General features: G+C 47.1%; 21 protein-coding genes. 13 read left to right on the top strand and 8 right to left on the bottom strand.

Annotated elements, in window-relative coordinates:
• Positions 1–114 precede the first annotated feature (114 nt).
• The 4 genes from coaE to nusB form a co-directional block, all read right to left on the bottom strand.
• The gene (coaE, locus tag QFZ51_RS26205; RefSeq protein WP_429050397.1) at positions 115–711 is read right to left on the bottom strand and encodes a dephospho-CoA kinase; all 597 of its coding nucleotides are present in this window, start codon (positions 709–711) and stop codon (positions 115–117) included.
• Positions 712–842: 131 nt separating this feature from the next.
• Positions 843–1,187: a preprotein translocase subunit YajC gene (gene yajC, locus QFZ51_RS26200; protein ID WP_079473333.1), complete on the bottom strand. Its 345-nt coding sequence runs from the start codon at positions 1,185–1,187 to the stop codon at positions 843–845.
• A 31-nt stretch (positions 1,188–1,218) separates the two neighbouring features.
• On the bottom strand, positions 1,219–1,662 hold the full coding sequence (locus QFZ51_RS26195; protein WP_429050396.1) for a DUF1573 domain-containing protein: 444 nt from the start codon (positions 1,660–1,662) through the stop codon (positions 1,219–1,221).
• Between the two features lie 37 nt (positions 1,663–1,699).
• Positions 1,700–2,629, bottom strand: coding sequence for a transcription antitermination factor NusB (nusB, locus tag QFZ51_RS26190; protein ID WP_370907953.1), 930 nt, complete (start codon positions 2,627–2,629; stop codon positions 1,700–1,702).
• A gap of 469 nt (positions 2,630–3,098) precedes the next feature.
• Here nusB and QFZ51_RS26185 point away from each other — a divergent pair, with 469 nt between their 5' ends.
• The 6 genes from QFZ51_RS26185 (at position 3,099) to QFZ51_RS26160 (ending at position 10,690) form a co-directional block, all read left to right on the top strand.
• Positions 3,099–3,380: a co-chaperone GroES gene (locus tag QFZ51_RS26185; protein ID WP_079473337.1), complete on the top strand. Its 282-nt coding sequence runs from the start codon at positions 3,099–3,101 to the stop codon at positions 3,378–3,380.
• Positions 3,381–3,430: 50 nt separating this feature from the next.
• The gene (gene groL / locus QFZ51_RS26180; protein WP_370907952.1) at positions 3,431–5,068 is read left to right on the top strand and encodes a chaperonin GroEL; all 1,638 of its coding nucleotides are present in this window, start codon (positions 3,431–3,433) and stop codon (positions 5,066–5,068) included.
• 126 nt (positions 5,069–5,194) lie between these two features.
• The gene (locus QFZ51_RS26175; protein WP_429050395.1) at positions 5,195–5,674 is read left to right on the top strand and encodes an FKBP-type peptidyl-prolyl cis-trans isomerase; all 480 of its coding nucleotides are present in this window, start codon (positions 5,195–5,197) and stop codon (positions 5,672–5,674) included.
• 65 nt (positions 5,675–5,739) lie between these two features.
• Positions 5,740–6,216: an FKBP-type peptidyl-prolyl cis-trans isomerase gene (locus QFZ51_RS26170; protein WP_370907950.1), complete on the top strand. Its 477-nt coding sequence runs from the start codon at positions 5,740–5,742 to the stop codon at positions 6,214–6,216.
• Positions 6,217–6,320: 104 nt separating this feature from the next.
• Complete coding sequence (locus QFZ51_RS26165) at positions 6,321–7,748, top strand: L-serine ammonia-lyase (protein ID WP_429050394.1); 1,428 nt, start codon at positions 6,321–6,323, stop codon at positions 7,746–7,748.
• A gap of 131 nt (positions 7,749–7,879) precedes the next feature.
• Positions 7,880–10,690, top strand: a complete 2,811-nt coding sequence (locus tag QFZ51_RS26160) for a hypothetical protein (RefSeq protein WP_429050393.1) — start codon at positions 7,880–7,882, stop codon at positions 10,688–10,690.
• Between the two features lie 94 nt (positions 10,691–10,784).
• Here QFZ51_RS26160 and QFZ51_RS26155 read toward each other — a convergent pair whose 3' ends face one another.
• The 3 genes from QFZ51_RS26155 to QFZ51_RS26145 all read right to left on the bottom strand — a co-directional run bounded on the left by QFZ51_RS26155 (position 10,785) and on the right by QFZ51_RS26145 (position 14,979).
• On the bottom strand, positions 10,785–11,168 hold the full coding sequence (locus QFZ51_RS26155; protein ID WP_429050392.1) for a hypothetical protein: 384 nt from the start codon (positions 11,166–11,168) through the stop codon (positions 10,785–10,787).
• A 59-nt stretch (positions 11,169–11,227) separates the two neighbouring features.
• Positions 11,228–13,879, bottom strand: a complete 2,652-nt coding sequence (locus tag QFZ51_RS26150; protein ID WP_429050391.1) for a valine--tRNA ligase — start codon at positions 13,877–13,879, stop codon at positions 11,228–11,230.
• A gap of 83 nt (positions 13,880–13,962) precedes the next feature.
• The gene (locus tag QFZ51_RS26145; protein ID WP_429050390.1) at positions 13,963–14,979 is read right to left on the bottom strand and encodes a threonine aldolase family protein; all 1,017 of its coding nucleotides are present in this window, start codon (positions 14,977–14,979) and stop codon (positions 13,963–13,965) included.
• A gap of 328 nt (positions 14,980–15,307) precedes the next feature.
• Between QFZ51_RS26145 and QFZ51_RS26140 the strand changes: the two genes are divergently transcribed.
• The 5 genes from QFZ51_RS26140 to QFZ51_RS26120 all read left to right on the top strand — a co-directional run bounded on the left by QFZ51_RS26140 (position 15,308) and on the right by QFZ51_RS26120 (position 19,420).
• A complete protein-coding gene (locus tag QFZ51_RS26140; protein WP_012793808.1) occupies positions 15,308–16,165 on the top strand; it encodes a sigma-70 family RNA polymerase sigma factor in 858 nt (285 codons plus the stop codon).
• Positions 16,166–16,300: 135 nt separating this feature from the next.
• Positions 16,301–17,176: a DUF4249 domain-containing protein gene (locus QFZ51_RS26135; RefSeq protein WP_429050389.1), complete on the top strand. Its 876-nt coding sequence runs from the start codon at positions 16,301–16,303 to the stop codon at positions 17,174–17,176.
• Between the two features lie 20 nt (positions 17,177–17,196).
• The gene (gene trxB, locus QFZ51_RS26130) at positions 17,197–18,147 is read left to right on the top strand and encodes a thioredoxin-disulfide reductase (RefSeq protein WP_370907943.1); all 951 of its coding nucleotides are present in this window, start codon (positions 17,197–17,199) and stop codon (positions 18,145–18,147) included.
• A gap of 78 nt (positions 18,148–18,225) precedes the next feature.
• Positions 18,226–18,576: a dihydroneopterin aldolase gene (gene folB / locus QFZ51_RS26125; protein ID WP_079473347.1), complete on the top strand. Its 351-nt coding sequence runs from the start codon at positions 18,226–18,228 to the stop codon at positions 18,574–18,576.
• An 88-nt stretch (positions 18,577–18,664) separates the two neighbouring features.
• Positions 18,665–19,420, top strand: coding sequence for a hypothetical protein (locus QFZ51_RS26120; protein ID WP_429050388.1), 756 nt, complete (start codon positions 18,665–18,667; stop codon positions 19,418–19,420).
• 88 nt (positions 19,421–19,508) lie between these two features.
• On the opposite strand, the gene QFZ51_RS26115 is transcribed toward QFZ51_RS26120, so the two are convergent.
• A complete protein-coding gene (locus QFZ51_RS26115; RefSeq protein WP_429050387.1) occupies positions 19,509–20,840 on the bottom strand; it encodes an MATE family efflux transporter in 1,332 nt (443 codons plus the stop codon).
• A gap of 140 nt (positions 20,841–20,980) precedes the next feature.
• Here QFZ51_RS26115 and QFZ51_RS26110 point away from each other — a divergent pair, with 140 nt between their 5' ends.
• Both QFZ51_RS26110 and QFZ51_RS26105 read left to right on the top strand, forming a co-directional pair.
• Complete coding sequence (locus tag QFZ51_RS26110) at positions 20,981–21,850, top strand: DUF3822 family protein (protein ID WP_429050386.1); 870 nt, start codon at positions 20,981–20,983, stop codon at positions 21,848–21,850.
• On the top strand, positions 21,841–22,395 hold the full coding sequence (locus QFZ51_RS26105; RefSeq protein ID WP_370907939.1) for an RsmD family RNA methyltransferase: 555 nt from the start codon (positions 21,841–21,843) through the stop codon (positions 22,393–22,395). The genes QFZ51_RS26110 and QFZ51_RS26105 overlap by 10 nt, the downstream gene beginning before the upstream one ends.
• Position 22,396 lies beyond the last annotated feature (1 nt).

Raw genomic sequence — 22,396 nt, 5'->3', positions numbered from 1 at the left:
GGTTTTGCCTGCTGGTATACCCGAGGTAAGTGGTGGGTGTAGTTAACGCAAAGACGCTTTAAACATGGTATAAACCGGGGGTATGTACGCCTTTGAGGTGGACTTGAAGCGCAATTACTTTGCTGTGGCCAGTTCCAGGAACTTTTTATGAAGGTCGAGTACCTGCGGAATCACCATATGCTGCTCATCGTTATAGATCACGTGGTCGCTGAGGCGCATTTTGATGGTTTCGTCAATTTGCTTGTACATACGTGCCAGTACTTCATTGCGGGTTACGTTGTCGCGTTTCATGACGCGGTGTATGCGCAGTGGCTGGGGGGCGAAAACGGCGATTACCTGATCGAGGTGGTGAAAGGATTCTGTTTCAAAGAGGAGAGCGGCCTCTTTCAGTACGTAGGGGGTGTGTTGTTGTTGGGCCCAGTTGTCGGAATCCCGTATGGTGGCCGGGTGTACGAGGGAGTTGAGGAGAGCGAGCTTGTCTTTGTCGTTGAAAACGATATTTCCGAGGAGTTTGCGGTTTAAGGCGCCGCGGGCATCGTACATTTCTTCGCCGAAGTGGTGTTTTACCTGTGCAGCCAGTTCGGGGTCGCGGACCATAATATCTTTGGCCCGGTCGTCCGCGTAGTACACGGGAACGCCCAATAATTCGAATATTCTACTAACGGTGCTTTTGCCGGAGCCAATGCCTCCGGTGATTCCAATCTTTAACATAGCCCCCAATTTATAAAAAAATACGAATTACCCATATGAATTACGGAGTTACGGGCAGATGCCGTGGAATAGATCCGCGAAAATCATCTGCCTGTAACTCCGTAAACAGTAATTACTCTGATTCGTAATGCTTATTTAGTTTCAGCTGCTTTTTGCTGAGCAGTGGTGTATTCCATGCTGATAGCAGAGCGTTCGATAGTGAAGCTGGTGCCTGGGCTAACTTCCATCAGAACGGTGTTGTTGTCGTTCATTTTCTTCACTTTACCGTGGATACCGGCGATAGTGACGATTTTATCACCTTCTTTCAGGTTATCGATAAATTGTTTCTGCAGTTTTGCTTTTTTAGTTTGAGGCCTAATCATGAAAAGCCACATAACGACAATCATACCGCCAAAAAACAGGAAAGAAACCCAGGAGTTACCACCGCCTTGGGCACCGCCCTGAGGCGCCATTAATAAAATGTTCAGGATGTTCATCTCTATAATTGATTTAATAGTTTAGTCCGGACTACTTGGTAATGATATTGCATTGGATCTTAGGTCCTACCACATAACCGTCTTTATTGTTGATTTTAACAGAAATTTCTTTCTCGGTATAGCCTGATTTTCCGTGGCTGTCGAAAATAACCTTCATATAACCGGACTGACCGGGTTTGATGGGTTCTTTTGGCCATTCCGGTACGGTACAACCGCAGCTGGAGATGGCATCTTCGATGAGCAGCGGGCTGGTGCCTGTATTGGTGAATTTAAAGGAGTACTCTACTTTTTCACCTGCTACAATTTCTCCAAAGTTATGCACCTTTTCTTCAAAGGTGAGTGCGGAGGATTGACCAGTTTCGATTTTTTGTCCGTTACCGGCTGCCTCAGCAGCGGTATTATTATTTTTTGCACTATTGTTACAAGCCGCCATCAGCAGGCTTCCACAGGCGAGTAAACAGAACAGTTTTTTCATGGCATTGCTATTTTACGGTAAAAATAACTTTTCCCACTTACTTTTTCGGACGGTCCTGTTTCTGTACCAGCTGTTCTTTTTCCAGGTCTTTCAGAATGTTATCCAGGATACCGTTGATAAACTGGCCGCTCTGAGGTGTGCTATAGGCTTTCGCCAGGTCTATATATTCGTTGATAGTTACTTTGGTAGGAATGGTGGGGAAGTAGAGAAACTCGCATACACCCATTTCCATCAGTAACATATCTACTGCAGCGATACGTTCAGAATCCCAGTTTTGTAATTTGGGCTTGATCAGTTCGAGGCAGTATTCCTTTTTGTCGATTACTGTGAGCAGAAGTTCCTTTGCATAATCCAGTTTTTCTTTACTGATCAGCTGCAGGAAATTGAAGAGATGCGGCTTATTGAAATAGTTATTGATCAGAATGCCCATCATTTCTTCGTCGTCGCCCCAGTGGAGGAAGGTATCTTCCATGTGTTGAAGGAAGGGCTCGCTTTTCGCCAGTATTTCTTTATAGATGAATTCCAGTATTTCCTTTTCACCGGCTTTAGTGCGGCTACCTTCCGCCGCGTAGGCTTTGTAGGTATCTGTGGCTACCAATTGATTATAAAGCTTTCTGAGCAGATCATCATCTGTTTGCAGCTTCATTTTCCATTGGTCCAGGTTTACCTGGAAGCCTTTGTCGCTGGTTATCTGGTAAATAAACTCATTTCCTGCAATTTTGGTGTTCACCTGCAGGTCCTCGGCAGAGGGTAAGTGTTTGGAAGCACGGGCGTGCGCATCAATTTCGGCGTATTGTGCTACCTGTACCACTGAGTTAAGTAAGTAGGTAAAGATCTGACAGGTTTGGTCCAGCTTTTCGTTTAAAAGTCTGGTGGCCGTGCCTGGCTTAATACTGCTTTGCTCCATCGTTTCCAGGGCATAAAGTGTTTGCATTACTTTTACCCGGATATTTCTTCTACTGATCATCTTATAAAAAAGAACTGGTATAAGGGCGCAAAAGTAGAGAAAAATTTCCATATTCGAAGCGGAGTTTGTCGCGGAGCTTGTAGCGGAGGTTGTCTTTCTCACTGATTCCCCTGATTAATTGTTTTTTTGATTTTTTTTAATGATTTTTAGAAAGATGTATTTATGTGCCTTATTATTCCTGGAAAAATACCCTGGTTGGTTAATAATAAATCAAGAGAATCAGGGCAAAAGACAATCTTCGCAAAAAAATAATATCCTTTTAATCAGCATAATCAGGGGAATCAGTGAGAAAGACAAAATCCGCGAAATCCGCCTAGCTGTCATTTTTTCGGGTTGTTTGTCATGATTTGTCAGTATGGAAGCAAGTCGATACCTTCGTGACCTGTAAATTTGACCCGAAAACCGCCTTGGCACAATTCTCGTGGACGGAAGGAACAATCACAAACATCTTTTTTAAATAAAAACTACTATGGCTAAACAATTAAGTATTAAACCTTTAGCTGACAGGGTAATCGTGAAACCTGCAGCAGCAGAAGAGAAGACAGCTGGTGGTATCATTATCCCCGATACTGCAAAAGAAAAACCTGTGAGAGGCACCGTGGTGGCTGCCGGTCCTGGTAAAAAAGATGAACCGATCACTGTAAAGGTAGGTGATACTGTACTCTATGGTAAATACTCTGGTCAGGAACTCCCTATCGAAGGCGAAGATTACTTAATCATGCGTGAATCTGATATCCTGGCGATCGTTTAAGAGCTGTCTGCGATATGAATTAATTCCTAAAAGAAAAATCTCAAAGTATTATGGCAAAACAAATTTTCTTCAATATAGACGCCCGCAACAAGATGAAGAAAGGCGTTGACACCCTGGCTGATGCTGTTAAAGTAACCCTGGGCCCTAAAGGCCGTAACGTAGTGATCGAGAAAAAATTCGGCGCTCCGGGTGTAACTAAAGATGGTGTTACCGTTGCAAAAGAAATTGAACTCGAAGACGCAATCGAAAATATGGGTGCGCAGATGGTGAAGGAAGTAGCTTCCAAAACTGCTGATCTGGCAGGTGATGGTACTACTACTGCTACCGTTCTGGCACAGGCTATCATCGGCGACGGTTTGAAAAACGTAGCTGCCGGTGCTAACCCAATGGATCTGAAACGTGGTATCGACAAAGCTGTGAAAGCGGTTGTTGAAAACCTGAAAAAACAGTCCGAAAAAGTTGGTAACGATACACAGAAGATCGAGCAGGTTGCTTCCATCTCTGCCAACAACGACAGCGAAATTGGTAAACTGATTGCCCAGGCAATGCAGAAAGTAACCAAAGACGGTGTTATCACTGTAGAAGAAGCAAAAGGTACCGACACTACTGTTGAAGTAGTAGAAGGTATGCAGTTCGACCGTGGTTACCTGTCTCCTTACTTCATTACCAACAGCGAAAAAATGCAGGCTGAACTGGCTAACCCTTATATCCTGATCTACGATAAAAAGATCAGCACTATGAAGGATATCCTGCACATCCTGGAAAAAGTTGCTCAGCAGGGCGCTCCGCTGGTAATCATTTCCGAAGATCTGGAAGGTGAAGCACTGGCTACCCTGGTGGTAAACAAACTGCGTGGTACCCTGAAAGTTGCTGCTGTTAAAGCTCCTGGCTTTGGCGACAGAAGAAAGGATATGCTGCAGGACATCGCTACCCTCACCGGTGGTATCGTTATCAGCGAAGAACAAGGTTACAAACTGGAAAATGCTGACCTGACTTACCTCGGTAAAGCAGAATCTATCACTATCGATAAAGACAATACTACTGTTGTAGGTGGTAAAGGCGAAAAAGAAGCGATCCAGTCCCGTATCGGACAGATCAAAGCGCAGATCGAAGTAACTACTTCTGACTACGACCGCGAAAAATTACAGGAACGCTTGGCTAAATTAAGTGGTGGTGTGGCTGTACTGTACGTTGGTGCTGCTACTGAAGTAGAAATGAAAGAAAAGAAAGATCGCGTAGACGACGCATTACACGCTACCCGCGCTGCCGTTGAAGAAGGTATCGTTCCTGGTGGTGGTGTTGCTTACATCCGCGCTATCGAAGCCCTGGATTCACTGAAAGGTGCTAACAACGACGAGCAGACCGGTATTGCCATCGTTAAACGCGCTATCGAAGAACCATTACGTCAGATCACTGCCAACGCAGGTATCGAAGGTTCTATCGTAGTACAGAAAGTGAAAGAAGGTAAAGCTGATTTCGGTTTCAACGCACGTACAGAAGTTTTCGAAAACTTACTGGCTGCCGGTGTTATCGATCCAACTAAAGTTACCCGTATTGCACTGGAAAATGCTGCGTCTATCGCTTCTATGCTGCTGACTACCGAATGTGTAATCGCAGACAAACCGGAACCTAAATCTGCTGCTCCTGCTATGGGCGGTGGTGGCCACGGTATGGGCATGGACTACTAATATCAAGAATAATCATAAAAACTCCTGCAGGCAAGGTCTTGCAGGAGTTTTTTTATGCGGATCACCTTTCCGCTGTAACTTTATCATAAGATTTCCGTTTAATAACGAGATAGTAAACAGCAGCGGATGAATACAGTTGTAAAAATAATTTGCGCAAGCCTGCTTTTGATACTGGGCGCCTGTTCAAAGAACAGCAGCTCGGAGGAACTCAGGATGGGTGGAGTCACAGAAAATGCCATCCAGCAATACCTGCACGAGCATAATGAAACCGCGATCCGGGACGTTTCGGGACTTTATTACCGGGTAGACGCTCCGGGAGACAGTACCCATTTCGTGAAAGCAACCTCCATCCCCACCGTTATTTATACCAATTATTTAATTACGGGCGAAGTAGTAGGTACCTCTGTAGGGCCCACCGATTTCGATCACAGGATGCTTAAGAACCATATTCCTGGCTGGCAGATAGGGCTGCAGAAGATTTCCCAGGGAGGAAAGATCAGGTTGTATATCCCATCCGCCCTCGCCTATGGCTCTGTGGGCGTTAACGGTGTTATCCCGCCCAACGCCATTCTTATTTCTGACCTGGAACTGGTAAGTATCCGGTAGATGTATTATCTTATACCAATTGTATTTTCACCTTTTAATTATACTAAAACTGAAACCGTAACTGTATGAAGAAAGTTTTTCTGTTGGGAGGATTATTCCTGTTAGTGCTTGCCGCCTGTTCAAAAAAAGATGATGCACCTGCCTATAACGCTATTGCACAATATGATGCTGACTCCGCAAAAATTGTAGCGTATATCGCCGCCAATAATCTCACCAATGTGCAACATGATCCCCGTGGCCTTTTTTACCAGATTATAACAAAAGGAACCGGCGATTCTGTTAATGCCGCTGCAAATGTATGGGTATCCTACAAAGGCCAGTTGCTGGATAAAACGGTTTTTGACAGCAGCGACAGCGCCAGGTTTGACCTTGATAAAGTGATCACCGGATGGACGATCGGGATTCCTAAAATCCGGAAGGGTGGAGAAATCAACCTGATTATTCCTTCTATTTATGCTTACGGCCCGACGGCCTATTCTAAAATCCCGGCGAATTCAGTACTGGTATTCAACGTGAAGCTGAAAGATTATGTGAATAAATAATGGAGAAAGAAATAACGTGAAGCGGTACCGGTTCTGCCGGTACCGCTTTTGCATTTGTATTATTCCCCCGCTTTCCGTTAATTTTACAGATAAATAAAAAATTAGTGGCACACGAATGTATTTCCGTATTTGACATTTTTAAGATAGGCGTTGGCCCTTCCAGTTCCCATACCTTAGGCCCGTGGCGCGCAGCATTGCGTTTCCTGGATCAGTTGGAGCAGGCTGGCAAACTGGCGGCCGTTAATAAAGTACAGGTATTATTATATGGCTCTCTTGCCAAAACAGGTCACGGGCATGGCACCGACATTGCGGTACAGCTGGGCCTCTGCGGGGATGATCCGGTAACTTTTGACGTGAACCAGATCAATCCTAAAATGGATGATATCCGCCGCAGCCGCCGGATGAAGATAGCGGGTAAGTATGAAATAGATTTTGATCCCGTTGAAGATATTGACTTCCTCTTTGAAGAATCCCTGCCGTTTCACCCCAATGCCCTTACTTTCCTGGTTACCCTGATGGATGGTGAACAGCTGGCTTCCACCTGGTATTCCATTGGTGGCGGTTTTGTAGTGCAGGAGGGGGATGCAGGCGGTGGCGCCCAGCAGGTGGATCTGCCCTTCCCGATAGATACTGCCCGCCAGCTGCTGCAGTGGTGCATTAAAACCGGGTATAGCATTTCTGAACTGGTGATGGAAAATGAACACGCCTGGCGTTCGGAAGAACAAACCCGGCAAGGGCTGTTGAACATCTGGCGCGTGATGCAGGAATGTACCTTCCGTGGCTGTCATACCGGTGGGGAGTTACCCGGCGGACTGAAAGTTGGCCGCCGTGCGGCAGTACTCAACAAAAAATTATTAAAGGGCCGTACCTATACTGACTATGCCTCCTGGATTGACGCCATCAGGGCGGGTGGAGAGCATTTCAGCTATACGCTCGATTGGGTTAGCTGTTTTGCGCTGGCCGTAAACGAAGAAAATGCATCGTTCGGAAGAGTAGTAACGGCGCCTACCAATGGCGCTGCAGGCGTTATTCCGGCAGTTTTACAATACTTCATTGCTTTCTGTGATGGTTTCCAGGAAGAAAAGATCCAGCAGTTCCTGCTTACGGCTTCTGAAATAGGCAGCATCTTTAAAAAGCGCTCCACCATTTCGGCAGCCATGGGCGGATGCCAGGCAGAGATAGGTGTATCTTCTGCCATGGCGGCGGCAGCGCTTACCGAGTGCATGGGAGGTTCCCAGCGCCAGGTACTGATGGCGGCGGAGATAGCGATGGAACATCACCTGGGCCTCACCTGCGATCCTATTGGCGGATTGGTACAGATACCTTGTATAGAACGGAATACAATGGGCGCCATCAAAGCGATTACGGCATCTCAACTGGCGCTGCAAAGCAATCCTGAGCTGGCAAAGGTTTCCCTTGACGCGGTGGTAAAAACCATGTGGGAAACAGCACAGGATATGAATTCAAAATATAAGGAAACTTCCGACGGAGGACTGGCTGTAAATATTCCTATCAGCCTGCCGGAGTGTTAAAAGATACCAGGTAACGAATTACAGATTTAAAAGCAGATTACGGCGAATATCGGTTATAATATAAGGAAAGAACCATATTTTCGGTTTATACGTTATCATCATCTGCTTAGATCCGTAATTCGTTATTTTTTATGCGTGTTATCCTTGCCATTACTCTTCTTTCCTTTTCCCTTTCTTTATCGGCGCAGCAATTCGGAGGTAATCCGCCTTCGCTGAAATGGCAACAGATCAACACAGATACAGTGCGGGTGATTTTCCCTCATGGGATGACCGGGCAGGGTGAGCGGGTCGCCAACCTGGTTCACTATCTTAACCGTTATACCCGGTCTTCTATTGGCAGTCTTCAAAAAAAAGTAAGTATTGTATTGCAGAATCAAACGCTACAATCTAACGGATATGTACAACTCGGCCCTTTTCGCTCTGAATTTTACCTGACACCACCTCCTAGCTCGCTCGATCTGGGCTCTCTTAACTGGGTAGACCAGCTGGCTGTGCACGAGTACCGGCACGTATTGCAGAACATGAACTTCCGGCAGGGGGTATCCAAAGTGTTTTCTATTCTTGGCGGGCAGCTGGGGCAAGCAGCGGTAACCAATATCGCAGTACCCAACTGGTTCTGGGAAGGCGATGCCGTGGTAATGGAAACTGCGTTAACGCCGCAGGGCAGGGGACGGCTCCCGGGTTTCTTTGACGGCTTCCGTGGCCTTTCGCTGGCGGGTAACCATTACGCCTATATGAAAATCCGTAATGGTTCCTATGTAGATTATGTACCGGATCATTACCCGCTGGGATATATGATGACCAGTTATGGCCGGGAGCATTACGGACACACGTTCTGGAGAAACGTGACCAGTGATGCCGTTCGTTTCCGCGGTGTGTTTTACCCATTGTCGCACAGCCTGAAGAAGAGAACAGGTATGAATGTAACCGGCTTTTATAATGCCGTGCTGAAAGAATACCAGCCGCTGTGGAATAATTATGCCGCCCGGCCGGATACCACGCCGGCGCAGCCTTTGCTGCCGGTTGCCAAACCAGTTACCAACTATAACTATGTATACAGTGCAGGTAATAATGAATGGGTGATATTAAAAAATGCCTGGAATAAAGTGCCCGGTATTTACCGGTTGAATGCTTCCGGCGAAGAACGTTTGCTGGTACGTCCCGGTATTTTATACGATGACTTTTTCAGTTACCGCAATGGCCGCGTGGTATGGGCTGCTGCCCGTTTCGATGCGCGGTGGGGCTGGAAGGATTTTTCCGTGATCCGGGTGTGGGATAACGCTACCGGGCATACGAAAACTGTTTCCCCGAAGGGGAAATTCTTCTCCCCGGATATCAGTGAAAATGGAGAAAAGGTAATAGCAGTGGCTACCACCACTGAAATGAAATACAGCCTGCAGTTGATCAATGCGCGTACAGCATTGGTGGAGAAGCAGTTGCCCAACCCGGAAAACTGGTATTATACCTATCCGCGTTTTGCTGCCGGTGAACAGGCCGTGATCAGTGCGGTAAGAAATAATAAGGGAGAGATGGCGTTGGTTGAGCAGTCGCTCGCTACGGGCGAAAGCACCATGCTTACGCCGTTCAGTTATACTGTAATGGGTATACCGGTTGTGAGCGGGGATACGGTTTATTTCACCAGTGGCCTGAAAGATGTGAACAACGTATATGCGATTACGTTAGCAGATAGAAAAACGTATGAAGTCACCGACAGGGGGAACAGTGCGCTGCATATGGCAGTAGATCCGGCAGGCGACAGTCTCGTTTTTAGTGAATTCACCGTGAAAGGATACAAGCTGTATCACGCTGCGTTGAACAAAGCCGCCTGGGAACTCGCCGACGTAAGTAAAGACGGGCGCAGCGCCTGGCTGCAGCCTCATTTTAAAGAAGGTGGTAATATCCTGGAGCTGGCGCCGCATGATTCCCTGCCGGTGAAGAAGTATCCGCAGTTCACCCGTCCATTTAACTTCCACAGCTGGGTACCATCTTTTAATGACCCGGATTACAGTATTTCACTGATCGGTGAAAATATATTGAGCACTACGTCTACCAGTATCGGCTATACGTACAACCGGAATGAGGGTAGCTCGGATTTCGCGGCAGGCTTTACTTTCGGGGGCTGGTTCCCGGTATTATCAGTAGGAGCCGACTATACCATTAACCGTAATGGGCTGGATCAGAACCGGCAACGGGTGTACTGGAATGAGGCCACTGCGCATGTGGGCTTCAGTATCCCGTTGAACCTGTCGTCGGGACTTTACAGCCGCAGTGTATCTTTCGGCAGTAATTACAATATCCGTCACCGTTACCTGGACAGCAAGTACAAGGGAAACGATCTGCAGTTCCTGACCAACACCATCATCTTTAACAACCAACGGATCAAGGCAGTACAAAACATTTACACACATTTCGGGCAGTATCTCGCGGTGCAGTATAACAGTTCTGTGTCGGGCTTGTATGCCGAACAGCTGTATGCGCGGCTGGATCAGTATTTGCCGGGATTATGGCAGAATCATAACCTGGTATTGCAGGCCGCTTATCAGCAACGCGATAATGCGTTCAATTATACTTTCACGGATAATTTCGTATATGCGAGAGGGTATAATACGCCGTCGTATACGCGTATTTATAAACTGGGAGCAAACTATCATCTGCCGTTGGTATATCCCGACTGGGGCTTTGCGCAGATCCTGTATTTCAACCGTATCCGGGCTAATTTGTTTTACGATTACAGCATGGCTAATTTTTCCCGTAACAATGTGGATATCAATACCCGTTATACTTCTGCCGGTACCGAGTTATTCTTTGATACACGCATAGGTAATGCGCTGCCTTTTACGTTTGGCGTGCGTTTCAGTCACCTGTTTGACCAGGACCCCGTAGACAATGCGCAGAACCGGTTTGATTTTATTATACCGATCCAGCAGTTGTTTAATTATTAGGGAGATGGACTACTTAACGTTGATCTGAAGGGAAGGAGCTTTGTAGAATTTTTCTTCTGCATATTTGATGATGATGTCGTCGAAGTACAAGATATCACCGGTTTGCAGGGTTTCCTTCAGGTTTTTGCTCCACGCGACGGGGGAGGGAAGCTGCTTTGAAATTATCTCCTGTAAAATCTTTGTATATAGCGGGTTGCCCGGTAGTATCGTTCAGATAAGGCTCATGTTTTTCAAAAGTAAAAGCAAATGAGAGCACCGGGTATTTGATATTCTTTTCGTCCCGCACAATTAACGCGGAGTCCAGTAATTTAATGACTTCACTTTTTGGTAGCGTGTCGCTCAGGTAGATGCCCCAGCTGCTGCGGAGTTTCATGGGTCTTTTGCTGGTTACGGCAGTCGCCGGTTTTTTTGCGGATTGTGCAATGACCGGTGTAACAGCAGTGGCTAATAAGAAACTAAGTAACAGATGTTTTTGCATGATAGTACCGGGATATAAAAAAATCGCCCGGTATAGTAACGACCGGGCGATCCTAAAAATTATAAGGACTTTAAACTTTCCTCTATGACTGCAATTTTTGCTTCGGCATCTGCTTTCTTCTGACGTTCTGCGTCTACGGCTTCTGCTTTTGCGTTTTGTACGAAGCGCTCATTGCTGAGTTTCTTTTCAACAGATACCAGGAATCCTTTCAGGTATTCGAGGTCTTTTGTGAGCGCTGCTTTTTGTGCGGTGGTATCCAGTGCAGTTTCTGTACCGAGGTAGAATTTATCTTTCTGGATCACGAGGGTAATGCAGCCTGGCACGGGTTCCTGTACATAGTGAATGGCTTTTGCGTTCACCTGTTTGGCGAGCATGCCTTCAATTTGTTTGAATGCGTTATCGTGTTTGGTTTCTATGTGCAGTACGATCGGATCTTTTGGTTTTATCTGATGTTTGTTACGTGCATCGCGGATGCTGCTGATCACTTCTTTTGCCAGCGAACCTTCCAGCAGGGTAGCGTGTACCGGCGCCTGCGGGGTGATAAACTGTTTTATCATCAGGGAATCATCCGCTGCACGTGCCGCGAGTTGCTGGTATATTTCTTCTGTAATAAAAGGCATATACGGGTGCAGCAGTTGCATCAGTTGTTCGAAGAAGTAAACTGTTTTATGGTAGATGGAAGCAGGGATCGGTTGTTCGAAACCCGGTTTTGCCCATTCGAGGTACCAGCTGCAGAAATCGTCCCATACCAGGCTGTAGATGGCTTTGAGGCCTTCGCTGAGGCGGAAGTCCTTATGCAGGGCGGCTACTTCCAGTTGTACTTCATTCAGCCTGCTTTCAAACCATTCCACGGCGAAGTTAGCTGCTGCGGCGTTGGTGGCGCTGTCATTTTCCTGGCGTTGTTCCCACATTTTCACCAGTTTAAGGGCATTCCATATTTTATTACAGAAGTTACGGCCCTGTTCACAGCTGGAGTCATCGTACAGGAGATCGTTACCAGCGGGTGAAGAAATCATGATACCAAAGCGAACGGCATCGGCGCCAAAGGCATGGATGAGTTCCAGCAGATCGGGGGAGTTGCCCAGTTGCTTACTCATTTTACGGCCTTGTTTGTCGCGTACCATTCCGGTGAAGTATACGTCGCTGAAGGGTTTCACTTCTTTGAACTCCAGTCCGGCCATGATCATACGGGCTACCCAGAAGAAGATGATATCCTGTCCGGTTACCAATACCGAAGTAGGGTAATAGTAATTGATATCCTCGTTATCCGGTTGGGAGATGCCGTTGAATACTTCCATGGGCCAGAGCCAGGAGCTGAACCAGGTATCCAGGCAATCCTGGTCCTGTGTGAGTTCGGCTGCTTTGACGGTAATACTGCGGGCGGCAAACTGCTGCACTGCTTCAGCAGCGGTGGCGGCTACCTCAAAGGAACCGTCCGGCGCGTACCAGGCAGGGATTTGCTGTCCCCACCAGAGTTGGCGGGAGATGCACCAGTCCTTAACATTTTCCATCCAGTATTTGTAAGTCGCCAGGAACCGGTCGCCGGGATGGATTTTTACATCACCGTTCACTACCGCGTCCAGGGCGGGTTTGGCCATTTCTGCCATTTTCACAAACCACTGGGTGGAGATGCGGGGTTCCACTACCGTATCGGGGTTACGCTGACTGTAACCGAGGCGGGTGGTATATTCCTGCTCTTTTACGAGCAGGCCTTCTTCTGCGAGGGCGGCTACTACTTTTTTACGGGCAACGAAGCGGTCTTCTCCTACAAAAACAACGGCGGCGGCGCTGAGCGTGCCATCGTCGTTGAGGGTATCAACGATTTCGAGGTTATGTTTCAGGCCCAGGTTATAGTCGTTGATATCGTGTGCGGGCGTTACTTTCAGGGCGCCGGTACCGAATTCTTTATCTACGTAGGTATCAAATATTACCGGAACACGACGGTTGACCAGTGGTACGGTAGCAAAGTAACCTTTCAGGTGGGCGTATCTTTCATCTTCCGGGTTTACGCAGATGGCGGTATCGCCCATGATGGTTTCCGGGCGCTGTGTGGCGATGGTGATATATTCGCCGGTTGGCGTGCCGGTGGCGTCCGTAATGGCGTATTTCACATGATAGAGCTTACCCTGGAGGTCTTTATATTCAACTTCCTCGTCGCTCAGTGCTGTTTTAGCTTTTGGATCCCAGTTGATCATGCGGGCGCCGCGATAGATCACTCCTTTTTTATAGAGGTCAATGAAAACGGTGATCACTGCTTTGTAGTAGTGGTCGTCCATTGTAAAGGTTACGCGATCCCAGTCGCAGCTGCAGCCGAGTTTTTTTATCTGGTGGTAGATGATATCTCCATATTTATCTTTCCATTCGAAGGCATATTTGAGAAATTCTTCGCGGGTGAGCTGGGATTTTTCGATGCCTTTCTCCTGTTTGAGCATATTTACCACTTTTGCTTCCGTGGCGATGGAGGCGTGGTCGGAGCCTGGAACCCAGCAGGCGTTGAAGCCGCTCATACGAGCCCGGCGTACCAGGATATCCTGTACGGTTTCGTTGAGGGTATGGCCAAGATGGAGGACCCCGGTGACGTTTGGAGGGGGGATGACGACAGTAAAGGGTTGGCGGCCATCCGGTTTAGAGCGGAAGTAGCCTTTATCCATCCATTGTTGGTACCATTTTTCTTCAACCGTTGCAGGCAGGTAATTTTTCGAAAGTTCCATGCTATTCATAATATAAGGTTGCAAAAATAACGGAGATTAAGGAGAGATGGAAATTTAAAGGGCAGTAATAGTTGCCCTTTCCGTTATGCCATCTCTGCGATGATTTCGCAGGTTTGTGCAATCATTTCCGGTGTAACATCGAGGTGGGTGACTATTCTTACCTGCGTTGGTGAGATGGGCATTACGAGGATACCCTGTTTTTTGAGGTAATCGGCGAAGAGCTGCGGAGTCCAGTCGCCTGTTACTTCAAAGATGAGGATATTGGTTTCCACGGGGAGCATGTGACCGGTGAAGGATTTTTCCAGCAGGGCCTGCGCCAGTTGTTTGGCGTGGTGGTGGTCTTCTGCCAGCCGGGTGATATTATTTTCCATGGCATAGATGCCGGTAGCTGCCATAAATCCGGCTTGCCGGAGGCCGCCGCCGAGTTTTTTGCGGACACGCCTGGCGGCTTTGATAAATGTTTCGCTGCCGAGCAGTACGGAGCCCATGGGGCATCCCATTCCTTTATTAAGACAAACGGAGATGCTGTCGAATAGTTGACCGTATGTTTTTGGGTCCTGGCCGGTGGCCACGAGTGCGTTGAAGAGACGGGCGCCGTCGAGGTGCAGTGCGAGGCCATGTTTTTTACACACGTCGCCTATTTTCACCATTTCTTCCCAGTCGTAGCAGCATCCGCCGCCGCGGTTGGAGGTGTTTTCGAGGCAAACGAGGCTGGTGCGGGCTTTATGCACATCGTCGGGGTTGATGGCTGCTTCCACCTGGGTAGCGCGGATCATGCCACGGTCGCCGATGAGGGCATGTACCTGGGCGCCGGAGTTGAAGGCGATGCCGCCTCCTTCATAAATATATACGTGAGCAAGATTACTGCAAACCACTTCATCCCCGGGCAACGTATGTACTTTAATGGCGACCTGGTTACTCATAGTGCCGGAAGGGCAGTACAAGGCTGCCGGTTTGCCAAAACATTCTGCCATCATGGCTTCCAGTTTGTTGATGCTGGGATCTTCACCGAAAACGTCATCACCGGTTTCTGCCTGCAGCATAGCCTGTAACATGCCAGGGCCGGGACGTGTAAAAGTGTCGCTTCTAAAGTCAATCATTTTATTGAAAAATTTGCAACGGCTTAACGAATAAATTAGTTAAGATGTTAATTTAAATATGATTCTTTATCAATTGTTAAAATTTGTATAAACCAACGCTGTACAGGGACTAAAGCACTATAAAATTCCGTTATAAAACTGTACTTTGTTATATGGCTGGCAAATATAAGAAGGATTTGGTAGAGTGGTTGGTTAGCACGATCTTTGCAGACTTATTTTGAAACAAAACAATAAAGCGCGGGAAACTTTGTAAGTTAATAATTTTAAAAGTTTCGAACAAAAAATTTCTTTCGCTGTTATTTATTTATAAACCAATACAATTTTTCATATGAGGCAACTTAAAATTGCCACCCAGATCACCAATCGTGATTCGCAGGCGGTAGAAAAGTACCTGCAGGAAATCTCGAAGATCCCTTTGTTAACACCTGAGGAAGAGACCGTTTTGGCGCAACGCATTAAAATGGGCGATCAAAAGGCTCTTGAAAGATTGACTACAGGAAACTTACGTTTCGTTGTTTCTGTTGCGAAGCAGTATCAGCACCAGGGCCTTAGCCTGAGTGACCTGATTAATGAAGGTAATCTCGGCTTGATCAAGGCGGCACAACGTTTCGATGAAACGAAAGGTTTCAAATTCATCTCTTATGCAGTATGGTGGATTCGCCAATCCATTCTGCAGGCGCTGGCTGAACAGGGTCGTCTTGTTCGTCTTCCGCAAAACAAAATTGGCACCTATAATAAAGCTAACAAAGCTTACATGGCATTTGAGCAGGAAAACGAGCGTGAGCCTTCTACCGAGGAGCTCGCAGAAATCCTGGAGATGTCTGAATCAGAAATTAACAATATCTTCCAAAGCAACACCCGTCACATGTCTCTGGATGCACCCGTGCACGAAGCAGAAGACGTAGCAATGGGCGACCTGCTGGAAGGTGGAGATATTACTGATGATGACGTGATGAGAGATTCACTCCGCGAGGAAATACGCCGGGTATTAAAATCCCTGAGCCCACGCGAAGCTGAAATTGTGAATGCTTATTTTGGTCTGGATGGTGAAAATGGCGCAACAATCGAACAAATCGGTCAGAAATACGATCTGACTAAAGAAAGAATCAGGCAGATTAAAGAACGTGCTATCAAAAGGCTGCAGAAAGCCCGCTATAGTGGCGCCCTGAAATCATACCTGGGATAAAATACCTTTATTCATTAGTTAGTTAACATTAACGAAAGGATAAATCTACTAATCCTCTTTATTCTATAAGAACACCGGCCTTGTAAATACATGGCCGGTGTTCTTATTTAGTGAACACCCCTTATTTTTGCACTCATGCGTATGCCGCTTTTCTTACTTCTGGTTATACTGATCTTTGCCGCCTGCGAGAAAGATATCAGCGTTAACCTGCCACAACAGGAACCACAACTGGTGGTGGAAGGCAGATTTGAAAGCGGCTCCTACCCGTTGGTAATTCTCACACACAGCCTTAACTATTTTTCACAGATAGATCCGGCAGTATTAACGAATGCATTTGTTCATAACGCCACTGTCACCGTTTCCAATGGCAGCAAAACCATGACACTAAAGGAGCGGACAATAGATACCGGCAATATGAAGTTCTTTGTATACCTGCCGGATCTTGCGCAGCCTGCAAACAACTTCACCGGAAATGTGCCGGGCACCTATACTTTACGTATTAACGCTGACAATAAGGCATATGAATCTGTGACAACTATACCGCAGCGCGGCATGAAACTGGACTCGGTCTGGTGGACATTAGTGACGGTGGACGACTCCACGAAAGCCCGCCTTTGGGTGAAGATCACGGATGCTCCTGCGTTTGGGAACTATGCAAGGTACTTTACCCGGCGAAACAGTGAGCCCTATTTACCCGGACTGAATTCTGTGCTGGATGACCAGCTGGTGAACGGCACAACATTTGAAATTCCTGTGGACGCCGGCGTTAATAAGAACCTGGATCCGGATGACAGGCCCGATGAGTTCTTTGAACCGGGGGATACTGTTACCCTGAAGTTTTGTAATATTGACAAAGCAACCTGGGATTTCTGGCGAACGCTTGATTTTGCCTATAACAGTAATGGCAATCCATTTTCATCGCCCACGAAGATACTTGGAAATGTACCCGGCGCATTAGGCTACTGGGGCGGTTATACAGTAACCTATAAAACAATTATTATTAGCAGGTAATTATACATACAGCAAACAAAATGGAAAACAAGCAACAAGAGCATGTACACTTATTGATCATCGGTTCCGGCCCTGCCGGTTATACCGCTGCAATTTATGCTGCAAGAGCCAACCTTAAACCAGTATTATACCAGGGCATTCAGCCCGGCGGACAATTAACCATCACCACTGAAGTTGAAAACTATCCTGGTTATCCGGAAGGTATTCAGGGACCCGAAATGATGGTGGATTTTGAAAAACAGGCAGCCCGCATGGGTGCCGACATCCGTTATGGTTTGGCTACTTCCGTGGATTTCAGTAAACAACCTTATAAAGTAACGATCGACGAAGAGAAGGAAATCACTGCCGATGCGATCATTATCGCCACCGGCGCCTCTGCCAAATGGCTGGGGCTTCCTTCCGAGCAACGTTTGAACGGCAGCGGCGTAAGCGCCTGCGCTGTTTGCGACGGATTCTTCTTCCGTGGTAAAGAAGTGGCTATTGTAGGCGCCGGTGATACCGCTGCTGAAGAAGCGCTTTATCTTTCTAAAATGTGCAGTACCGTGCATATGCTGGTGCGCCGTCATGAAATGCGCGCTTCCAAAGTAATGCAGGACCGCGTACTGAAAACTTCCAATATCATTGTATACTGGAATTCTGAAACAGACGAAGTACTGGGAGATAAGAAAGTAGAAGGACTGCGCATCCTGAATAACAAAACCGGCGAAAAGAAAGAAATACCGGTAAGCGCATTCTTCGTAGCTATTGGTCACCAGCCCAACTCCGGTATCTTCAAAGACTACCTGACACTGGACGACCAGGAATATATTGTTACAGAACCAGGCACCAGCCGTACCAGCGTGGAAGGGGTGTTTGCCTGCGGTGATGTACAGGATAAAATTTACCGCCAGGCGGTAACTGCCGCCGGCAGCGGATGTATGGCCGCCCTGGATGCAGAAAGATATTTATCAGCAAAAGAACACCACCAATAATAAACAGGATAATGAATAATGGATTTACAGGGAGAACATTCCTGTAAATCCGTTATTTGTTGTCCGTAATTTCGGCTTATGCTTACCATCGCCCTCGAACAGGCTACTTTCTACGCTTACCACGGCTTATACCCGGAAGAAACCATCATCGGTAATCATTTTGTACTGGATGTGGCAGTTCGTATACCCGGCACCGTGCCCGTAGATGATTTGTCTGAAACGGTTAACTACCAGGGCATCTATGAAATAGCAAAGGCTGTGATGGCCGTTCCACGGCCATTACTGGAAGAAGTGGTGTATGAATTAACCGATGCACTCAAGCAACGGTATCCCGGTATCCAGCACAGCACCGTTACCCTCCGCAAAATGAATCCGCCCATGGGCGCTACTGTCCGCAACTCCCTGGTTTCCCTGGAGAAGGATTACTAGTTACTATTTTTTGGGATATATATGATGTTTCCGTAAATTTATAGCTATAAGTTAATCAACAAATTCTTACGCTGTAAAAACCTGTCCTATGTTGAAACGGATCATGGCAGTTTGCTTTTTATTATCAGCGGTACTGTTTGTACAGGCCCAGAGTGTCAGTGAAATGGTAGAAGAAGCCAGGCAGCTGGAGAAACAGATGAAAGAAAGCGAAGCATTTGAAAAAGATAAGGACATCCTCAAAATACAACCGTCGGAACTGGACGCATTGAACCAGGCCAGCCAGTTATGTTCCCGCATTGGCAACCGGCAGAAAAGCAAAGACGATAAGATCAGTTATTTTAATCTCGCTAAAAGCTATGCCGAGCAAGCGCTTAAGGTAAATCCCAATAGTCCCGAATCCAATTTATCGATGGCTATTGCAATGGGACGTATGGCGCTGATCTCCGGTGCAAAAGATAAAGTAGCCGCCTCCAAAGAAGTAAAGAAATATGCGGAACTGTCGGTTAAGTTTAACCCTTCACTGGCGCAGGGCTATCACGTTTTAGGTAAATGGAATTATGAAGTAGCCAACCTGAATGCCTTTGAAAGAGGCGCAGCAAAAATGCTTTTTGGCGGATTGCCGGATGGCTCACTGGCCAATGCCATTAGCAACTATGAAAAGTGCCGGCAGCTGGACCCCGCTTTTATCCTCAACTATTATGAACTGGCCCGCGCCTATAAAGCAGATGACCAGCAGGAAAAAGCCATTGAAGTGCTGAAGAAAGCGCTGACCCTGCGCAATATCACCCAGGATGATGCCGGGATCAAAGCGGATTGCAGGAAAATGCTGGATGATTTGCAGTAAGCGAAGGTTGTCTTTCCCAGGATTGATGGTGATTTATTGATTTTGTTGATTGGATGTTGTAATGATGTTATGATTTTTGAATTATCTTTTAGATTTCTTTTCCTTTCCATTTGCCACTGCGCAGATACCGGTAACTTATTCCAAAGATAATGATCCAGTAGATAAAGTCTGCTCCCCAGGCCCAGTGCAGCTCGCTGCGCATTCTTTCAATTACAATATTGCAGTACACCAGGTAGCCGATAACGGCGATAATTTCCGTTACGAGATTAATTCTTGTATTGCCGGTACCCACCACGCCGCTCATTACCACCGCTGCTATCGCCATCAGGATGGTGCTCAGCGTGATAATCCGGATGGAGGGGATGGCCATGGTGATCAGGTCGGCACTGTTGGTATAAATGTGCAGCAACGTATAGGGGAAGAGGTTAACCACCACGCACATGGCAATAGCGCATCCTGCGCTGAGCGCCACAATTTTCCGGATGATGGGGAAAACCTGTTCTGGCCGTCCCTGCCCGATGATGTTGCTTACCATTGTATTACAGGCCGCCGCCAACGCCCAGGTGAAGATGCCAAAGAAGCCAAAAATGCTGCGGAGCATATTGGATACGGCAAGCGGGCGTTCGCCCAGGTGCTCAATGAAAATAAAGAATACGAACCATCCGCCGATGCTGAAAAGGAACTGCACAATCAGGGGGGCGGATACGTTGAGGATGTTGCGGACAATGCTCCAGTTGAGCCGCAAGTAGCTGAACAGGCTGTATTGCAGGTGATAACGCCTCAGGAAGAGGATGCTGAAAGCAACTCCGCAACCGGTAACTTCCGCAATCACGGAAGCCGTGGCGGCGCCATTGAGCCCCATTGCCGGGAATCCCAGCTTACCGAAGATGAGCGTATAATCGAAGAAAATGTTCATCATTTCCTGGAAAAGCGAGGTAACTGCCAGCACCCTGGAGTGGCCGCTGCCAATATAAAATGCGTTGGCCATATTCAGCAGCATGAGAAAAGGAAGGCCCCATATACGGATACGGATAAACGAAACGGCTGCAGCGATGATATGGTGATCGTGCAGGCTTTTGGAAAAGAACCAGGGCGCCGCCAGCAGGGTGAGTAAAATAGCGATTCCAGAGAAAAAGAGTCCAACCTGTATGCCATTGGAGAACAGTTGCCCGATGCCGGAAAACTGCTGCTGGCCCGCTCTGCGGGCAATGAGTACCTGCATGCCGTTGTTAAGGCCATAGGCAATCATGTACATCACCAGGTAGTAGATACCGGCGATCCCGTTGGCCGCCAGTTCAAATTCGCCCAGGCGCCCTACGAAGGCGGTATTAGTGATGTGATTGATCTGCGGAATAATGAGCGCCAGGCAGATGGGTCCTGCTATTTTGATAATTTGCCGGGTGGTGACTTCCAGTTGCATGAATCTTTAGCCGATTATGGGTATAGCAACAAAGATATGGCTATCTGTTGATCATCTCCCTTATATAAAACAACAAAACGCCCTCACCAATTAACTAAAAAGAGTATTATTGTAATTCATTTGAAAGGTTAAATATGCCCGTGGCTTATAACATCCATCCTGCATTTACAGTAGACGATGAAACCCTGCTGGAAACTGATCTCACTGCCTGTAATTTACTGGTACTGGTAGGAAGCGGAACATTCAGCTATGTAGTGTTTGATCCGGTTGCAAAGAAATTCCTGGCGTTGAAGTCCTATCATTTTACTCCCCGGAAGCTGGCCCTGGCCGATCTGGAGATGATAGAACAGGTGTTTGATACCGACAAACTGTTGTTTACTGCCTTTAAATCTATTTTGCTGGCTTTTAATACCGGAGGAGGTGTGCTGGTACCGCATACGTACTATTCGCCCTCGCTGAAGAAGGATTTTCTGCACCTGGGCGCGCCGGAGAAAATACAGGAAGCCATCCTGTCGGATTTGCTGCCGGCCCTGCCAATGGTAAATGTTTACAGCGTGGATAAAGACCTGCTTGGGTTTTTACGCAAGGAGTTTTCTACAGACCTGGTGATACATGCCCATTCGGCACTGCTGCAATCTTACCCGACGGACCTGGATTTCCAGGCAAAGGACGGCGTGGCTTTTATCGAGGTGGATCAGCACCGCTTTACGATGACTGTTTATGCCGGCGGTAAGCTCCTGATTCAACAGGAAAGCGATTACCAAACCGGGTTGGATGTGGTGTATAGTCTGGTGAACGTGCTTCGTCAGCTGGAGCTGAATGAGCAGCTGGTGAAAGTAAAGCTGGGAGGAGTGGTGGCTACGGATGCCGGCGTATACCAGGAGATGTATAAGTTTATACCACACCTGGAATGGATACAACGAATCCCGGGTTTCAGTTACATTACAAAAATGCAGGAAATCCCGGGCTATTATTTTCATAACTTATATGCGTTAGCGTTATGCGTATAATAGGAGGAACGAGTGGGGGACGAAAGATACAACCGCCTGCAAAAATGCCGCATACCCGGCCAACTACAGACATTGCAAAAGGCGGATTGTTTAATATTATCGAAAACAACCTGGATATTCCATCTTTAAAAACACTGGATATTTTTGGCGGCACCGGCAGTATCAGCTTTGAGCTGGCTTCCAGGGGAGCCACTGATATGACTGTGGTGGAGAAAGACCCGGCAATGGCTGCTTTTATCAGTAAAACAGCTTTGTCGTTGGGGATTGAAAACCTGAAAACGGTAAAAATGGACGTTTTCAAATACCTGCAGCAATGCACGGAGAAATTTGATTTCATTTTTGCTGATCCGCCGTATATGATGGCAACACTGGATCAGTTACCGGGACTGATATTTGAAAAGGAGTTACTGAACCCGGAAGGCTGGCTGGTGGTGGAACATACCCAGCATAAGAAGTTCCAGGATTATTCCTGGTACCGTTCTGAAAGGAACTATGGCGCAACGGTGTTCTCCATTTTTATTAACCGGGAGGAATTAAAACGCTGAC

It is taken from the genome of Chitinophaga sp. W3I9 (assembly GCF_050434025.1).
Classification (GTDB): domain Bacteria; phylum Bacteroidota; class Bacteroidia; order Chitinophagales; family Chitinophagaceae; genus Chitinophaga.
This window is presented reverse-complemented; position numbering and strand designations above follow the sequence as displayed.

Excerpts from the sequence above, each read along its gene's own strand:
- coaE (WP_429050397.1), bottom strand. The coding sequence starts at position 711 with ATGTTAAAGATTGGAATCACCGGAGGCATTGGCTCCGGCAAAAGCACC.
- yajC (WP_079473333.1), bottom strand. The coding sequence starts at position 1,187 with ATGAACATCCTGAACATTTTATTAATGGCGCCTCAGGGCGGTGCCCAA.
- QFZ51_RS26195 (WP_429050396.1), bottom strand. The coding sequence starts at position 1,662 with ATGAAAAAACTGTTCTGTTTACTCGCCTGTGGAAGCCTGCTGATGGCG.
- nusB (WP_370907953.1), bottom strand. The coding sequence starts at position 2,629 with ATGATCAGTAGAAGAAATATCCGGGTAAAAGTAATGCAAACACTTTAT.
- QFZ51_RS26185 (WP_079473337.1), top strand. The coding sequence starts at position 3,099 with ATGGCTAAACAATTAAGTATTAAACCTTTAGCTGACAGGGTAATCGTG.
- groL (WP_370907952.1), top strand. The coding sequence starts at position 3,431 with ATGGCAAAACAAATTTTCTTCAATATAGACGCCCGCAACAAGATGAAG.
- QFZ51_RS26175 (WP_429050395.1), top strand. The coding sequence starts at position 5,195 with ATGAATACAGTTGTAAAAATAATTTGCGCAAGCCTGCTTTTGATACTG.
- QFZ51_RS26170 (WP_370907950.1), top strand. The coding sequence starts at position 5,740 with ATGAAGAAAGTTTTTCTGTTGGGAGGATTATTCCTGTTAGTGCTTGCC.
- QFZ51_RS26160 (WP_429050393.1), top strand. The coding sequence starts at position 7,880 with ATGCGTGTTATCCTTGCCATTACTCTTCTTTCCTTTTCCCTTTCTTTA.
- QFZ51_RS26155 (WP_429050392.1), bottom strand. The coding sequence starts at position 11,168 with ATGCAAAAACATCTGTTACTTAGTTTCTTATTAGCCACTGCTGTTACA.
- QFZ51_RS26150 (WP_429050391.1), bottom strand. The coding sequence starts at position 13,879 with ATGGAACTTTCGAAAAATTACCTGCCTGCAACGGTTGAAGAAAAATGG.
- QFZ51_RS26145 (WP_429050390.1), bottom strand. The coding sequence starts at position 14,979 with ATGATTGACTTTAGAAGCGACACTTTTACACGTCCCGGCCCTGGCATG.
- QFZ51_RS26140 (WP_012793808.1), top strand. The coding sequence starts at position 15,308 with ATGAGGCAACTTAAAATTGCCACCCAGATCACCAATCGTGATTCGCAG.
- QFZ51_RS26135 (WP_429050389.1), top strand. The coding sequence starts at position 16,301 with ATGCGTATGCCGCTTTTCTTACTTCTGGTTATACTGATCTTTGCCGCC.
- trxB (WP_370907943.1), top strand. The coding sequence starts at position 17,197 with ATGGAAAACAAGCAACAAGAGCATGTACACTTATTGATCATCGGTTCC.
- folB (WP_079473347.1), top strand. The coding sequence starts at position 18,226 with ATGCTTACCATCGCCCTCGAACAGGCTACTTTCTACGCTTACCACGGC.
- QFZ51_RS26120 (WP_429050388.1), top strand. The coding sequence starts at position 18,665 with ATGTTGAAACGGATCATGGCAGTTTGCTTTTTATTATCAGCGGTACTG.
- QFZ51_RS26115 (WP_429050387.1), bottom strand. The coding sequence starts at position 20,840 with ATGCAACTGGAAGTCACCACCCGGCAAATTATCAAAATAGCAGGACCC.
- QFZ51_RS26105 (WP_370907939.1), top strand. The coding sequence starts at position 21,841 with ATGCGTATAATAGGAGGAACGAGTGGGGGACGAAAGATACAACCGCCT.